Below are 14339 nucleotides of genomic sequence, written 5' to 3'. Positions count from 1 at the left end.
TGCACAGGTAGATGGGCGGTAAATCGGCACAAAAAGTCTATACTCTGGTGGTGGAAGTGGGGCGCAAAGCCGGTGATGGCCTGCCTGATGGCGCCACGGGTGGGGCATTGATGTGCTTTGCCTCTGGCGTGGATGAGGCAGAAGCGGTTCGTGAAACTGTGGCGATCCTGAAACAGGCGGATATGGCGCCATTGGATGTGACGGGGTACGGAACACTTGAGGATCGTATGGAACTGGGCCACGAGGTGGGCGAGGATGAACGGGACCTGATGGATCGGGCACTTGCAGAAAATTCTGTCATTGTGGCGCAGGTCACGCCATTTTACCCGGACAGCACCGACTGACCCTAGGCGACGAGTGATGCAAAGACCGGCAGCGCGACCATCGATGCCAGTGTCTGCCATGTCAGAATATCCGCATAAAGATCAGCATCCCCGCCCATCTGTTTGGAAATGATGTAGCCGTTCGATGCGGCAGGGACGACCAAACAGATCAGTCCGATAAGGACCTCTGTCTGACCAAGGCTCCAAAGCTGCGCCACACCTAAAAACAGCATTGGACAAACGATCAGCCGCGCCGCTGTGCCCATCACCATTCCACGAGAGATACGGATCAACCGGGAAAACCGGGTTCCGGCGCCGACCGCCAGCAAACCGATCCCCAGCGCGGCGTTTCCGACCAGCCTTAGCGTCTCTGAAATCGCCGTGGGTAGGGAAACGTCGAGCAGATTAAGCACGAGGCCCAAGGCGCAAGCCTGCAAAATTGGGTTATAGGCAACGATCTTTGCGATCCGGCGTGGTCCGGTTTTTGCGGTTCCATAGGCGGTTAGAACCAAAATGGACACGACCTGAATGATGACAATTAATACAGCCATGGCAATTGCGACCACGGCCAGCGCTTCGGGGCCAATGAAAAGCTCTGCCGCGGCCAGCGAAACAAAGGCGTTCCAACGAATGGCGGTTTGAAACACGGTGGTCAGTTGCGGATCTGGCAATTTCAGGATTGGGCGGGCCAATAAAATCGCCGCCCCGACAATCACCAATGTGGTCAGCAGCGCCCAGACCATCGGCCCGACGCTTTGCGAGGACAGATCAGAAGTGATGATGGCCCGAAATAGAACCGCCGGGATCAACAGGCGAAAGCTGAGTGTTTCGATGCCGCCCCAGTTGTCACGCGGCAATACGCCCCAACGGGCCACGCCATATCCCAGAGCAATGATCAGGGCGATGGGTAAGATAGCGAGCGCAAATTCCATAATGCAATCTTGACCTGGGTTATGCGTCTGTGACCGTGCCGCCAATGGCATTGGTAATGTCGGTGGCAGCCTGCGTCACACACCCAGATAGATGGGGCAGGCGGTGTTCCGCAAAGCGGCTGCTGGGGCCAGAGACGGAAACACCGGCCACGACCATTCCGGTTTCGTCGCGGATGACGGCACCAATGCATGACATGCCAGCATGGCGTTCCTCGCGATCAAAGGACCAACCGCGCGAGCGGGTTGCTTCCAGATCATGGCCAAGGGCATCGGGGTGGGAGAGGGTGTTTTCGGTGAAGGCGGTCATTGACACCTGTCCGAGGCGCGCAATGCGTTCAGAAACGGGCATGGTGGCAAGGATGGCCTTGCCAATTCCTGAGGCATGCATCGGCGTGCGCGTGCCTTGGGCAAAAAAGGCCCGGATCGGGTTTTGGGTTTCGACCTGGCCGACAAAGACAACCTCCCCCCCATCCGGGATGGCCAGATTTGCGGTTTCTCCCGTCGCCTCCATCAAACGGCGCATGATCGGGCGACTGACCTGCATCAGGTCGGTGCGATTGATATAGGCGCTGCCGGTGCGAAATGCCTCCACCCCGACCATCCACATCTGGTTGGTGTCATCAATTTCGGCATATCCGTGTCGTTCCAACGTGGCCAGTATCCGGTGCAACGTCGCCGCTGGCATGTTCAGGCGGTGCGACAGATCGGTCAGCGCGGCGCGTTCCATCCGTGCCAATTCGGTCAGGACCATCAGCCCACGATCCAGTGCCTGAATCAGCGGTGGGGGGCCTTCTGTGAACAGGGATTTGGGGCGACCGCGTTTGCGTTTTGGGGATTCTGACATGATTATTTCCGTGAAATCATTTTCCAGTTGGAAGTGACATTATCAAATGGAAAACTATAAGTCTATATAATACAATGATTATATATTTTTCATCAAAAAATGGAAATTAATTTCGAAAAAATTGCAATTGGTGTTTGGGCGGGTGACACTCCTTACAAATCAAAGGAATCTGTCATGTCTGATCAAAACCCCGTCTTTATCCCCGGCCCGACCAACATCCCGGATCGTCTGCGTCTTGCCATGCAAGTTCAAACCAAAGATCACCGCGCGCCGGATTTTGTGGAAACTTTCGCCCCCGTATTGGAAGATACCAAGAAAGTCTTTGGCACTGCAGAGGGCAAGGTCATCACTTTCCCGGCCAGCGGCACGGGCGGATGGGAAGCCGCGATCACCAACACCCTGTCGCCCGGCGATAAGGTTCTGGTGGCGCGCTACGGAATGTTTAGCCATCGCTGGATCGATATGTGTCAGCGTCATGGTCTGGATGTGCAGGTCGTTGAAACCCCGTGGGGACAGGGCGCGCCAGCTGATAAATTTGAGGCGATCCTGAGTACCGATAAAGGCCAAGAAATCAAGGCCGTTTTGGTCACCCACAACGAGACTGCCACCGGTGTACGGTCTGATATCGCTGCGGTGCGCGGTGCCATGGATGCAGCCAGCCACTCGGCGCTGTTGTTCGTTGACTGTGTGTCATCCCTGGCCTCCATGCCATTTGAGATGGATAAGTGGGGTGTCGATATCGCCGTGTCTGGCTCGCAAAAGGGTTTCATGCTGGCCACTGGCATGGCCATTCTTGGGGTCAGCCCCAAGGCCTTAGCGGCGATGGAAACTGCAAAACTGCCACGCACCTTCTTTGATTTTCGTGATATGATGGGCGCCAATGCCTCTGGCGGGTTTCCGTATACTCCGCCGCTGCAACTGATATTCGGCATGCGCGAAAGCCTGAAGATGTTGTTCGAAGAAGGCTTGGACAATGTCTATGCTCGTCATCATCGTTTGGCCGAAGGTGTGCGCCGCGCGGTGGATGTTTGGGGCTTGAAATTGTGTGCTGAAACACCCGACCTCTATTCCGATACGGTCAGTGCCATTTATGTGCCCGACGGGTTCGACAGCAATGCCCTGACCGAACATGCATTCAATCAATATGGTGTCAGCTTTGGCATTGGATTGGGGGAGATGAACGGCAAGGCCTTCCGTATTGGTCATCTGGGGTCGTTGACCGATGTAATGGTTCTGGCGGGGTTGGGCACGATCGAAATGGCCATGGCTGATCTTAGTTACCCGATCAAGCTGGGATCAGGGGTTGCCGCAGCGCAAGATTACTTCCGTCAGTCACGCAATGAACATCGGGCAGCTGCGTAAGCTGCCCAACGAATGGTCCTGTTATGATGTATGAGCGAATAAAGGTTGACTCGCCCCACAAGTTTCCGATAGGAAATTTTGCGACGGGAGAGATATTTTTGTATCGCCGAAGGAGCAACCGCCCCGGAAACTCTCAGGCAACAGGACCGTCAGTAGAAAAAGAACTCTGGAAAGTGAGGCCGTCTGGTCTCCGCCCACGGTGTAAGCGTCTGGCCAGGATGGCGGGGCGTGAAACTCTCAGGCCAATGACAGAGGGGGCACGAAGAATCGCAGCGGATGCGAGGAGGAGTGCCATGAGAGAGAATTCAAAAGTTGCCGTGATCGGTGCTGGTGTGACCGGCACAACGACGGCGTATCAATTGGCCCGCAAAGGGGCCGATGTCACCATATTTGAGGCCAACCCCTATCCGGCGATGGAAACCAGCTATGCCAATGGCGGGCAGTTGTCTGCCTCTAACGCTGAGGTGTGGAATTCCATTCCGACGATGATCAAGGGCGTAAGTTGGATGTTTTCATCCGGGGCGCCATTGTTGATGAACCCAAAACCATCCTGGCACAAATATTCTTGGCTTGCGGAGTTTGTGGGGGCCATTCCGCACTATGAGGAAAACACACTGCAAACGGTGAAATGGGCGTTGGATGCGCGCAATCAGCTGATGGAGATGGCCAAGGCGGAAAACATCGACTTTGACCACGAAGAGACCGGTATCCTGCATTTTTATGAAACCAAGAAGCAGTTTGAAGTGGCCGAAAAGGTCACAAACTTGTTGAAGAAGGGCGGGTTGGAACGCCGCCCGGTCACAGTAGAGGAAATTGGCAAGATCGAACCGACCCTGAAGGGCGAGATCTATGGCGGCTTTTATACCGAAACCGATTTTACCGGCGACATTCACAAATTTACCAGTGCATTGGCCGGTGCCTGTACCAAACGTGGTGTGGCAATGCGACTGTCCACGGTTGTGGAAAAGCTGCGCGCAGATAAGGGTAAGATAGAGGTCTTTAGCCGGATTGAAGACAAGCATGGATCGTCCTCCCCCGGTCAGCACAAAGAGGTGTTTGATCAGGTGGTGATCTGTGCTGGCGTCCATTCGCGCCGTTTCGCCGCCATGCTGGGCGATCGTCTGAATGTTTATCCGGTGAAGGGCTATTCCATCACCGTTAATCTGGAAGACGAGGCCAATCAGGCCGCCGCCCCAATGACCAGCCTGTTGGACGACAACGCCAAACTGGTGACCAGCCGGTTGGGCAAAGGTCGATTCCGGGTTGCAGGTACGGCCGAATTCAACGGCTACAGCAAAGACATTGTTTGGAAGCGTATCAATCCGATGCTGAAGTGGTGCCACCGCCATTTCCCCGGCATGAGCACTGAAAGCTTTGTCTCTTGGGCTGGTCTGCGCCCGATGATGCCAAACATGTTGCCGCGCGTGGGCAAGGGCAATCGTCCTGGCGTGTTCTACAACACCGGCCACGGTCATTTGGGTTGGACGCTATCGGGCGCGACCTCTGACATCATTTCTGAAATTGTTGTAAACGAAAGGGCTGCTTGATGATTATCCCCACCTATGAGGATATGCTCGCCGCACACGAACGTATCAGTCCCTATATTCGGCGCACTCCGATCCGGCAGTCTGCCTATCTGAACGAGTTGACCGGGGCGGAGCTGTTTTTCAAATGCGAAAACTTTCAGGAGCCGGGTGCGTTCAAGGTACGTGGCGCCAGCAATGCGGTTTTCGGGCTGAGCGAGGAGCAGGCCAAGAAGGGTGTGGCAACACATTCATCGGGCAATCATGCCTCTTGCCTGTCTTATGCGGCGATGTTGCGCGGCATACCCTGCAACGTTGTCATGCCGCACACGGCGCCTCAGGCCAAGAAAGATACCGTGCGTCGTTATGGTGGGACGATTACGGAATGCGAACCTTCGACCAGCTCGCGCGAGGAAACATTTGCGAAAGTGCAGGCCGAAACCGGTGGTGATTTTGTGCACCCCTATAACGATCCGCGGGTCATCGCGGGGCAGGGGACCTGCGCCAAAGAACTGATGGAACAAGCTGATCGTCTGGATTTCGTTGTTGCCCCTATTGGTGGCGGTGGAATGATTTCGGGCACCTGCCTGACGTTGTCGACACTGGCGCCGGAGACCAAAATTATTGCGGCGGAGCCCGAACAGGCCGATGACGCCTATCGCAGTTTCAAAGCCGGATACATCATCGCTGATGATGCGCCAAAAACCGTAGCCGACGGGCTGTTGGTGCCGCTGAAGGATCTGACCTGGCATTTCGTGTCGAACCACGTAAGCGATATATTGACCGTGTCCGAGGGTGAAATCATCGAGGCGATGAAACTGGTCTGGAAACATGTGCGCATCGTCATGGAGCCCTCCAGCGCGGTGCCGTTCGCGACCATTCTGAAAAACAAGGAACGTTTCGCTGGCAAACGCGTCGGCGTGATCATCACCGGCGGCAATGTCGACCTGGACAAACTGCCCTGGATCTAAATCGAAATCAAAATCGCCCGCCATGGGCTGCACCCACCGGCCAAATGACAGGGTGCAAAAAACCGGAGAAGAAAAATGAACGTACAAGTAAAACTGGAAGACCTCGAAGTTGGTTATGACGTCCCGGCTCTGCCCGGCATGGATGAGGCCGACATTCAGACCCCCTGTTTGGTCCTGGATCTGGACGCGCTGGAGCGTAACATCGTGAAAATGGGCGATTATGCCAAGGCCCACGGGATGCGTCACCGCGTACATGGCAAGATGCACAAATCCGTCGATGTGGCGAAGCTGCAGGAACGTTTGGGGGGTGCGGTTGGTGTATGCTGTCAGAAAGTGTCAGAGGCCGAAGTTTTCGCCCGTGGTGGTATCAAGGATGTGTTGGTGTCAAACCAAGTCCGTGACCCGGCCAAGATCGACCGTCTGGCGCGTCTGCCGAAATTTGGCGCCCGCACTATTGTTTGTGTGGATGATGTGAACAACGTTGCTGACCTGTCGGCGGCGGCTGTAAAGCACGGCACCGAACTGGAAGTCTTCGTGGAAATCGACTGTGGCGCGGGCCGCTGTGGTGTCACGACAACCCCAGCTGTGATTGAAATCGCCAAGGCGGCAATCGCAGCGGATAACCTGAAATTCACCGGCATTCAGGCCTATCAGGGTGCGATGCAGCACATCGATACCTATGAAGGCCGCAAGGAAAAGCTGGATATCGCCATTGCAATGGTCGCCGACGCGGTTGCAGGTCTGAAAGCTGAAGGGATCGAATGCGAATTGGTTTCCGGTGGCGGCACAGGTTCTTACTACTTCGAATCCAACTCTGGCGTGTTCAACGAACTTCAGTGTGGTTCTTACGCGTTCATGGATGCCGATTACGGTCGTATCCTCGACAAGGATGGCAACCGGATTGACCAGGGCGAATGGGAAAATGCCTTCTTCCTGCTGACATCAGTGATGAGCCACGCCAAAGCGGACAAAGCCATCTGTGATGCGGGACTGAAGGCACAATCCGTCGATAGCGGACTGCCCTTTATCTTTGGTCGCAATGATGTGGAATATGTCAAATGTTCAGATGAACACGGCGTGATTGCCGACCCGGACGGCGTTCTGAATGTGAACGAAAAACTGCGACTGGTGCCCGGTCACTGCGACCCGACCGCCAATGTTCACGATTGGTATGTTGGTGTTCGAAATGGCAAGGTAGAAACCGTTTGGCCCGTCTCGGCCCGCGGCAAAGCCTACTAAGGTTTCTTCTCTGGGCTGACGGGATCGGACCTCCTGTCCTGTCAGCCATTTTTTTGAATTGATGGAGATACGGGATGATTATTGTTCCAGAAAGAGAGATCGCAGGTCTGGTTGGCCGCGACGATTCCTATAAGGCCGTAGAGCAGGTGTTTGCCGCGATGGCCTCGGGGGATGCCTATAACTTCCCGGTCATCCGCGAGGCGATTGGGCACGAAGATGCGCTTTACGGGTTCAAGGGCGGGTTTGACCGTGCGGGTCAGGCGCTGGGCCTGAAGGCGGGGGGATACTGGCCGAACAATCTGGAAAAACGTCAGATTATCAACCACCAATCAACGGTGTTTCTGTTTGACCCAGATACTGGCAAGACCCGTGCCATGGTCGGTGGCAACCTTTTGACAGCGCTGCGTACTGCGGCAGCCTCATCCGTTTCGATCAACCATCTGGCCCGCAAGGATGCCAAGGTGATCGGTATGGTTGGCGCAGGCCATCAGGCGACGTTCCAACTGCGTGCAGCACTGGAACAACGTGACTTTGAAAAGGTCATTGGTTGGAACCTGCACCCTGAAATGCTGCCCAACCTTGAAAAAGTGGCTGCAGAGGCTGGACTTCCGTTCGAGGCGGTTGATCTGCCCGGCCTGCAAGAGGCCGATGTGATCATCACCATCACATCATCCTTTGCCCCGTCGCTGATGTCGGATCATGTATCGGAAGGCACCCACGTCGCCTGCATGGGCACCGATACCGTCGGTAAACAAGAAGTCGAGGCCGCCCTGATCGAGCGTGCCACCGTGTTCACCGACGAAGTCGCGCAGGCAGTGACGTTGGGCGAGAGCCAACACGCCGTGGCCGCAGGCACCAAGGCCGAGGCGGATATTCATCAGATTGGCGAGGTGATTAATGGCACCCACCCGGGCCGGTCCTCGGATAGCGAGGTAACACTGTTTGACGGTACAGGTGTCGGCCTACAAGATCTGGCTGTGGCCTCTGCGGTCGTCGATTTGGCGGTTGAAAAAGGTATCGCGATTGAGGTGGATTTCTGACGAAATCAAACGTTGAAAATTTTGAAGTAATTCAGCAGGGTTAAATAGCGAGTTCCCAAGGTTGGTTATGCGCCTCCCGGCTTCGCTAATCGCCCTGCGTTTCTTCGATATAGCTTTGGAACCTGTCCAGCGTTTCGTCGCTAACGTGATGTTCGATGCCTTCGGCATCATGTTCGGCGGTGTCGGCCGATATACCCAGGGCAATCAGGAAATCAACCACGATCCGATGGCGCCTGCGGCAGGCATCGGCCAGCGTGTGGCCGGCCGCTGTCAGGTGAATGGCGCGGTAGGGTTCGTGGGTGATAAAACCCTCGCGTTTCAGGCGCGCAAGATTTTTGCTGACCGTCGGTTGGGCCACGCCAAGCCGTTCTGCGATTTCCACCGGACGGGCCGCGCCGTTTAGACTAATCAAGTCCGATATCAGTTCGACATAATCCTCGACCATTTCGCTTTGATGGGCGGAACGGACGGATTCAAACTGGCTCGCCTGTGCCTCTGAATCGCGTTCCGCAGAGTTTGGTAACGTGTTGGTCATTTAGAACGGTCAAAGTCACATTAGGTTGAAAACACTGTATGACGCGGATTTCAGTTCTTGACAATGTATTAGTCTTGGCTAAAGAACTTAGACAAAGCTAATATTGATGGACGCCATGAAGAAACTATTAACTGCACTCTTTCTGTCGACTGCCTGTGTGGCGGCTCCGTCTTTGGTAAGTGCGACTGCAATTGTCGAGGCCCCCTGGGCGCCTCGGGCGGCGGCTTATCGGTTGACCGTGTTTATGGGCAACCTGGATCCGACCCCCTGGCACCAGTTGGAACAAAGCTGGCATAACCCGATTCCCGGCAGCGCTTTTGACACGCCGGCATTGTCGCTTTTGACGGTGGAACAAGCTGCGGCAGTTTCTGCAGCGTTAAAGGCGCAGGATCGCCAGGCGTTGTTTCAGGCTGCAACGGTTGCAGTCGCGTCGGGCATTGTATCCCATTTAGAAGCAGCCGAGACTTTTTTGGGCACGCCAGAGGCCGCGATTGAATTGGCAAAGGCAGAAGCGCTGTATCGTGCATTTGAGGACGGTATCCGTGCCGGGGATCGGGGCGCCATGCGCGATCTGGGTCGGGCCTGGCTGGTTTTGAACTCCTCGTTGGGTACTACAGGTCTGCTGGGCACCGGCGCGCAGGAGGCACAGGCTGCTGACTTTGCTGCCGCGCGTGCCGAGATTGCCGAATATTTGGCGGTGAATTACACGCCGGATCAGTTTGCGGACCGGGCGAAACTGTCGCCCGTGCCTGAAACAGTGGTTTTGTCCGGCGCTGACGTACATCTGCCCGCGACTCTGCCGCCGGGATCCAATATTGCTGATCAAATTCCACTACCCCGGTTGGTGTTGCAGTTTGAAGAGGCTGGTCTGGATGAGGCCGATCTGCCGCTGGTGGCCTATGGCGACATGCTGTTTGACAGCCCCGAAATATTTGGCGGTCCGGCACGGGAATTGGGGATTGCCTGTTCGACTTGCCACAACCGGTCAGACGTGAATCGCGATTTCTTTATCACCGGGCTTAGCGGCCATGCGGGCGGTATGGATGTGGATGGGTCGTTCTTCAATTCGATGTTCAACGACCGGGCCGACGACCATCTGGATACGCCATCGCTGCGTGGCATCCGCTTTACCGCGCCTTATGGACGCGATGGGCGCGAACCCAGTTTGCGCCGCTTTACCCGCAATGTGATCGTGACCGAGTTTGCCGGCAAGGAACCGACGCCGTTCCAACTGGATGCGCTGATCGCCTATATGGTGCAGTTCGACTGGCTGCCGAACCCCCAGATCGATCGGGCAGGCGGGTTGACCGATTTGGCTTCAGACGCCGCGCGTCGGGGTGAGGTATTATTTAATACAGTTTATGATGGATTGGGCGATAAATCCTGCGCCTCTTGTCATACGCCGGAACGTAACTTCCGCGATGGTCTAACTCATGATATCGGCAGCAGTGAGCCGCCGTTTCCGGGGGGGACTGCCACGCAGTTTGATACACCGACGCTGCGCAACATCAACTTTACCGCACCTTATATGCATGATGGATCGCTGCCAACACTGGCCAGTGTCGTGGATTGGTTTGACAGTACAAAGTCATTGGGGTTGAGCGAGGCGGAACGCGCCGAACTGACCGCCTATCTGGAGGCCGTTGGTGATGGCGAGGAGCCCTATCAACATTTCGAAGGGCGCGACAGCGCCTTCCGCCTGGTGTTCGACGAGCTGACCACTTTTGCCTCGACTCTTGGCACACTGATCCCGATGCAGGATCAGGAAAACATCGCCCTGCTGGTTGATACAGTGGCCGCCGATCTAGAGGCGGATGCCTCTGCGATGACCAACCATGCTGCAAAGGCACAGGTCTACGAATTTGCAGAAATTCTGTGGGCGGTGGGTGATGCCAGCGCGGCCGGAGATTGGGCAGAGGCGGATCGCCAATGGCAGGCATTCCAGGCGATGCAGACACAAATTGACAAGGACATGTTCTGATGCTGACACGACGTTCATTTATGGCCATGTCCGGGGCCGCGCTTTGCGTGCCACATGTGGCGCATGCGGCACAAGGGCTGACCCTCGCCTTCATCCCGCAGGAAAACCCCGAAAAGCTGCTGGGTGATATCAAAGTGATCACCGGTTGGTTGAGCGATCAATTAGGTGTTGAGGTTAACGGGTTTGTCACCTTTGACCACGCCGCAGCGGTCGAGGCCCTGCGCAATGGCGATGCGGATATCTCTTTCATGGGGGCGTTGCCCTTTGTGCTGGCCGAAGATCAGATTGGGGCGGTTCCGCTTTTGTCCGAGGTTTATCGCGGTTATCCCAGTTATTCGGGCCGTGTCTTTGTACGCCGCGACAGTGGTATCGATACGTTGGCCGATCTGAAGGGTCGCGATATTGCCTTTGCCGATCCGGTCTCTGAATCAGGTTATATCTATCCGTTGGATCTGTTCGTTCGCGAAGGGTTGTTTACGGGCGCGCGCGATGCGGGTCAGTTTTTTGGCCGGACATTTTTTGCCGGCGGGTATCAGCAGGCAATGCAGGCCATGGCCAACGGCCTGGTTGATGCAGCCGGGGCCAGCCAATATGCCGATCTGCTGCTGTCACCAACCCAGCAAGCCGAGATTAAGTTCATTGGGGAATCAGAACAGATCCCAAGCCATGCGGTGATTGCACGCCCCGGGCTTGACGCCGAATTGCAGGCGCGGTTTACCGAAACGATGTTGAGTTTGAATGAACCGGTAAATCAGCACCTGCTGGCCTATCTTTATGGGCCTGAGGGTTACATCGAGGCCGACTCGGCAAGCTATGACGGGGTTCGGGAAACCGCACGCCGATATGGGTATTTAAGATGACAACCGCAATCGCCCTGTCCGGGATCACGCATAAGTTTGATGATGTCTCTGCATTGAGAGAGATCAGCGTGACGATTGACGAGGGCGAGTGCGTGGCTTTGCTGGGCCCATCCGGTGCCGGGAAATCCACCTTGCTGGCGCTGATGGACGGCCGTCTGGCCCATTGGGCCGGGAAGGCCGAAGTTCTGGGCCATAGCCTGATCAGCGAGGCCGCAAAACGGCGCAAGTTTCGTTCCGATATTGGGTTTATCTTTCAGGAATTCGCACTGGTTGATCGTCTGGATGTGTATCAGAACGTCATGAACGGCCGGTTGGGACGCGCTCGCGCCTGGGCCTCTTTGTGGGGTCGGTTTGAGGCCAAGGATCATATGACAGTGTCGGCCGCTTTGCGTGACACAGGCCTGAGTGATCTGGCGCGTCGTCGCGTCGATCAGCTGTCTGGTGGGCAACGGCAGCGCGTGGCGATCGCGCGGTGTCTGGCGCAAGAGCCCAAGATCATTTTGGCCGACGAACCGGTCAGCAATCTGGACCCGGCCCATGCAGAGCGTATTTTGTTGCTGATCACGCGGGAGGCGCGCAAACGCGGGATTTCCGTCGTGTTCAGTTCACACCAACCGGATCTGTCATTGCGTTTTGCCGATCGGGTGATTGGCTTGCGCGATGGAAAAATCGCGTTTGATCAACCCGCCAAATCGGTTTCGACTGAAGAGATCAACCGGCTTTATCGTGGAACACCGGCGGCGGCCGGTTTGCGCGTGGTCAGCTGATGTCACGTGGATTAATCTGGCTGGGATTTGTCGCCGCTATTCTATGGGCTGGTTTCAGTGCCGATTTGGGCTTGTCCAAATTGCCGGGTGCCGGGCTGCGCTTGTCTGAATTTTTGGGCCGCATGATCCCGCCTGATTGGTCCGTTTGGCCCGAAGTTCTGACCGGGCTGGCCGAAACGCTGCGCATCGCCATTCTGGGCACGCTATTTGCCGTCATCCTATCTGCGGGGCTAAGCATTCTGGCGGCGCAATCGCTGATGCCAATGGTGATTGTTAGACCGGTGCGCGCGACACTCGCCGTGATCCGGTCGATCCCATTAATCCTTGTGGCGATGCTGATGGTGGGGGCCGTTGGGCTGGGCCCGTTGCCCGGTATTCTGGCGGTCACCTTTCACGCCACAGGTATGCTGGCCAAGTTTTATTCAGAGGCGATCGACAATGTCTCTGCTGCGCCTGTAACCGCGCTTCAAAGCGCGGGAGCGACACGTCTGCAACAGCTGCGTTGGGGCATCTGGCCGCAAATGGCCCCGGTTGTATTGCGCGACACGGTGTTTCGGTTCGAATTGAACCTGCGCGAAAGCCTGATTCTGGGCATCGTCGGCGCCGGGGGGATTGGTCTTTATGTGCAGACCTATGTTCGTTCGTTCCAGTATGATAAGGCCGCCACCGTCACATTGGCCATCGTCCTTTTGGTGTTGGTATCCGAGGCGATCAATGGCCTGCTGCAGAAACGGTTTTCATAATACCCGCAATTTGCCCATGGCGAAGCGGACCCGGGCAATGCTAGGCTGAATTTCCAGAGAGAATTCAGACAGGGGCCAGGGCCGTGACCATCTATAACCTCGGGTCGATCAATATTGATTATGCCTACTATGTGCCGCACCTTCCTGCGGCTGGCGAAACCCTTGCAGCTGACAGCATGCGCATGGGGCTTGGGGGCAAGGGGTTGAACCAATCCATCGCAGCAGCGCGGGCTGGGGCACAGGTTGTTCATATCGGCGCGATTGGGCAAGCCGATGATTGGATTTTGGCACAGATGGATCGCGAAGGAATCGACACCACGCATATCCGCAAACTGGACGGGCCGACCGGGCACGCGATCATCAATATTGATCGGTCAGCCGAAAACGCGATTGTTCTCTTGGCCGGGGTGAACCGGCAATTGACTGAAGGCCAAATTGATCAGGCGCTGGCCGGTGCCGCGCCGGGGGATTGGTTGTTGCTGCAAAACGAAACCAGTTTGGGTCAATATGCGGCCCAACTGGCTGGGTCGAAAGGGATGAAAATCTGCTATTCGGCCGCCCCCTTTGATTTACAAGCTGTTCGGGAAATTTTGCCGCACGCCGATCTTCTGGTCGTAAATGAACACGAGGCTGCGGATATAAGACAACATCTGCCTGGGGTCGCTGAACGCTTTGACGCCATGACCGTCGTTGTGACCAAAGGGGCCAAAGGGGCTGGGTGTGTCGAGCAAGGGCAGGTTACCTCTGTCGATGCCTTCAATGTTGAGGCCGTGGATACCACCGGAGCAGGGGATACATTCCTGGGTTTCTTTCTGGCCAGGATAGATCAGGGTGATCCGGTCAAAATGAGCCTGACAAACGCGTCGGCGGCCTCTGCCATCCAAGTGACCCGCGAAGGCGCCGCAGACGCCATCCCTGAACTTTCCGAAGTGCTGGAGTTTGTGAGGAATTTGTGAACGAGGTGTTCATGAAGCATGAGGGTTCCTCAAAGTTTGCGGTACAGGCTCCTCGCTGAATTTTAATGAAAGACTTGGATCTGAGGCGAAATCCGGTCTTGACGTTCGAAAATGATAACATAGCGGATAACCCTGTTAAGCGGGCGTTGTGTAGTGGTAAGACCTTAGCCTTCCAAGCAAGTGTAGTGAGTTTCACTGAGTTGCATGGTGTTGCTATCTCTTTCATTTTATTTATTAAATGATTGCACTGAGTATCACTCAGT

At 55.8% G+C, this 14339-nt stretch carries 14 protein-coding genes and 1 riboswitch; of the genes, 11 read left to right on the top strand and 3 right to left on the bottom strand.

Translation table 11 applies throughout. From position 1 onward, the window contains the following. The first annotated feature begins 11 nt into the window (after nt 1-11). Complete coding sequence (locus AC2D8P_RS08320; protein WP_484701897.1) at nt 12-344, top strand: hypothetical protein; 333 nt, start codon at nt 12-14, stop codon at nt 342-344. 2 nt (nt 345-346) lie between these two features. On the opposite strand, the gene AC2D8P_RS08315 is transcribed toward AC2D8P_RS08320, so the two are convergent. Next, a complete protein-coding gene (locus AC2D8P_RS08315; RefSeq protein ID WP_484701895.1) occupies nt 347-1255 on the bottom strand; it encodes an AEC family transporter in 909 nt (302 codons plus the stop codon). Between the two features lie 19 nt (nt 1256-1274). Next, entirely contained in the window at nt 1275-2099 is an 825-nt protein-coding gene (locus tag AC2D8P_RS08310) for an IclR family transcriptional regulator (protein WP_484701893.1), read from the bottom strand. A 174-nt stretch (nt 2100-2273) separates the two neighbouring features. Between AC2D8P_RS08310 and bhcA the strand changes: the two genes are divergently transcribed. The 5 genes from bhcA (at nt 2274) to bhcD (ending at nt 8234) form a co-directional block, all read left to right on the top strand. Beyond that, nucleotides 2274-3461, top strand: a complete 1188-nt coding sequence (bhcA, locus tag AC2D8P_RS08305; protein WP_484701891.1) for an L-aspartate--glyoxylate aminotransferase BhcA — start codon at nt 2274-2276, stop codon at nt 3459-3461. Between the two features lie 74 nt (nt 3462-3535). Further along, nucleotides 3536-3620, top strand: a riboswitch (glycine riboswitch). Nucleotides 3621-3679: 59 nt separating this feature from the next. Continuing rightward, nucleotides 3680-5008 (top strand): D-amino acid dehydrogenase, encoded by a 1329-nt coding sequence (locus AC2D8P_RS08300; protein ID WP_484701889.1) that lies wholly within the window; start codon nt 3680-3682, stop codon nt 5006-5008. After that, complete coding sequence (gene bhcB, locus AC2D8P_RS08295) at nt 5008-5955, top strand: beta-hydroxyaspartate dehydratase BhcB (RefSeq protein WP_484701888.1); 948 nt, start codon at nt 5008-5010, stop codon at nt 5953-5955. The genes AC2D8P_RS08300 and bhcB overlap by 1 nt, the downstream gene beginning before the upstream one ends. 75 nt (nt 5956-6030) lie before the next feature. Continuing rightward, nucleotides 6031-7194 (top strand): 3-hydroxy-D-aspartate aldolase BhcC, encoded by a 1164-nt coding sequence (gene bhcC, locus AC2D8P_RS08290; protein ID WP_484701886.1) that lies wholly within the window; start codon nt 6031-6033, stop codon nt 7192-7194. A 74-nt stretch (nt 7195-7268) separates the two neighbouring features. After that, on the top strand, nt 7269-8234 hold the full coding sequence (gene bhcD, locus AC2D8P_RS08285; protein ID WP_484701884.1) for an iminosuccinate reductase BhcD: 966 nt from the start codon (nt 7269-7271) through the stop codon (nt 8232-8234). Between the two features lie 85 nt (nt 8235-8319). On the opposite strand, the gene mntR is transcribed toward bhcD, so the two are convergent. Then, entirely contained in the window at nt 8320-8769 is a 450-nt protein-coding gene (mntR, locus tag AC2D8P_RS08280; RefSeq protein WP_484701882.1) for a manganese-binding transcriptional regulator MntR, read from the bottom strand. 115 nt (nt 8770-8884) lie between these two features. Here mntR and AC2D8P_RS08275 point away from each other — a divergent pair, with 115 nt between their 5' ends. The 5 genes from AC2D8P_RS08275 to AC2D8P_RS08255 all read left to right on the top strand — a co-directional run bounded on the left by AC2D8P_RS08275 (nt 8885) and on the right by AC2D8P_RS08255 (nt 14076). Further along, nucleotides 8885-10750 carry a cytochrome c peroxidase gene (locus AC2D8P_RS08275; RefSeq protein WP_484701881.1) on the top strand — a complete coding sequence of 622 codons (1866 nt, stop codon included), beginning with the start codon at nt 8885-8887 and terminating at the stop codon, nt 10748-10750. Next, entirely contained in the window at nt 10750-11610 is an 861-nt protein-coding gene (locus AC2D8P_RS08270) for a phosphate/phosphite/phosphonate ABC transporter substrate-binding protein (protein ID WP_484701879.1), read from the top strand. The genes AC2D8P_RS08275 and AC2D8P_RS08270 overlap by 1 nt, the downstream gene beginning before the upstream one ends. Continuing rightward, the gene (locus AC2D8P_RS08265; RefSeq protein ID WP_484701878.1) at nt 11607-12377 is read left to right on the top strand and encodes a phosphonate ABC transporter ATP-binding protein; all 771 of its coding nucleotides are present in this window, start codon (nt 11607-11609) and stop codon (nt 12375-12377) included. Before AC2D8P_RS08270 ends, AC2D8P_RS08265 begins: the two co-directional genes overlap by 4 nt. Continuing rightward, nucleotides 12377-13120 carry a phosphonate ABC transporter, permease protein PhnE gene (gene phnE, locus AC2D8P_RS08260; protein ID WP_484701877.1) on the top strand — a complete coding sequence of 248 codons (744 nt, stop codon included), beginning with the start codon at nt 12377-12379 and terminating at the stop codon, nt 13118-13120. Before AC2D8P_RS08265 ends, phnE begins: the two co-directional genes overlap by 1 nt. Nucleotides 13121-13203: 83 nt before the next feature. Continuing rightward, the gene (locus AC2D8P_RS08255) at nt 13204-14076 is read left to right on the top strand and encodes a ribokinase (protein WP_484701875.1); all 873 of its coding nucleotides are present in this window, start codon (nt 13204-13206) and stop codon (nt 14074-14076) included. Nucleotides 14077-14339 lie beyond the last annotated feature (263 nt).

Source organism: Roseovarius sp. YIN77 (assembly GCF_057219155.1).
Note: the sequence above shows the minus strand (reverse complement) of the source record. Positions and strands in the feature narration are given on the sequence as shown.

Bases quoted from the DNA above. Each gene is read 5' to 3' on its own strand.
- AC2D8P_RS08320 (WP_484701897.1), top strand. From the start codon at position 12: ATGGGCGGTAAATCGGCACAAAAAGTCTATACTCTGGTGGTGGAAGTG.
- AC2D8P_RS08315 (WP_484701895.1), bottom strand. From the start codon at position 1,255: ATGGAATTTGCGCTCGCTATCTTACCCATCGCCCTGATCATTGCTCTG.
- AC2D8P_RS08310 (WP_484701893.1), bottom strand. From the start codon at position 2,099: ATGTCAGAATCCCCAAAACGCAAACGCGGTCGCCCCAAATCCCTGTTC.
- bhcA (WP_484701891.1), top strand. From the start codon at position 2,274: ATGTCTGATCAAAACCCCGTCTTTATCCCCGGCCCGACCAACATCCCG.
- AC2D8P_RS08300 (WP_484701889.1), top strand. From the start codon at position 3,680: ATGGCGGGGCGTGAAACTCTCAGGCCAATGACAGAGGGGGCACGAAGA.
- bhcB (WP_484701888.1), top strand. From the start codon at position 5,008: ATGATTATCCCCACCTATGAGGATATGCTCGCCGCACACGAACGTATC.
- bhcC (WP_484701886.1), top strand. From the start codon at position 6,031: ATGAACGTACAAGTAAAACTGGAAGACCTCGAAGTTGGTTATGACGTC.
- bhcD (WP_484701884.1), top strand. From the start codon at position 7,269: ATGATTATTGTTCCAGAAAGAGAGATCGCAGGTCTGGTTGGCCGCGAC.
- mntR (WP_484701882.1), bottom strand. From the start codon at position 8,769: ATGACCAACACGTTACCAAACTCTGCGGAACGCGATTCAGAGGCACAG.
- AC2D8P_RS08275 (WP_484701881.1), top strand. From the start codon at position 8,885: ATGAAGAAACTATTAACTGCACTCTTTCTGTCGACTGCCTGTGTGGCG.
- AC2D8P_RS08270 (WP_484701879.1), top strand. From the start codon at position 10,750: ATGCTGACACGACGTTCATTTATGGCCATGTCCGGGGCCGCGCTTTGC.
- AC2D8P_RS08265 (WP_484701878.1), top strand. From the start codon at position 11,607: ATGACAACCGCAATCGCCCTGTCCGGGATCACGCATAAGTTTGATGAT.
- phnE (WP_484701877.1), top strand. From the start codon at position 12,377: ATGTCACGTGGATTAATCTGGCTGGGATTTGTCGCCGCTATTCTATGG.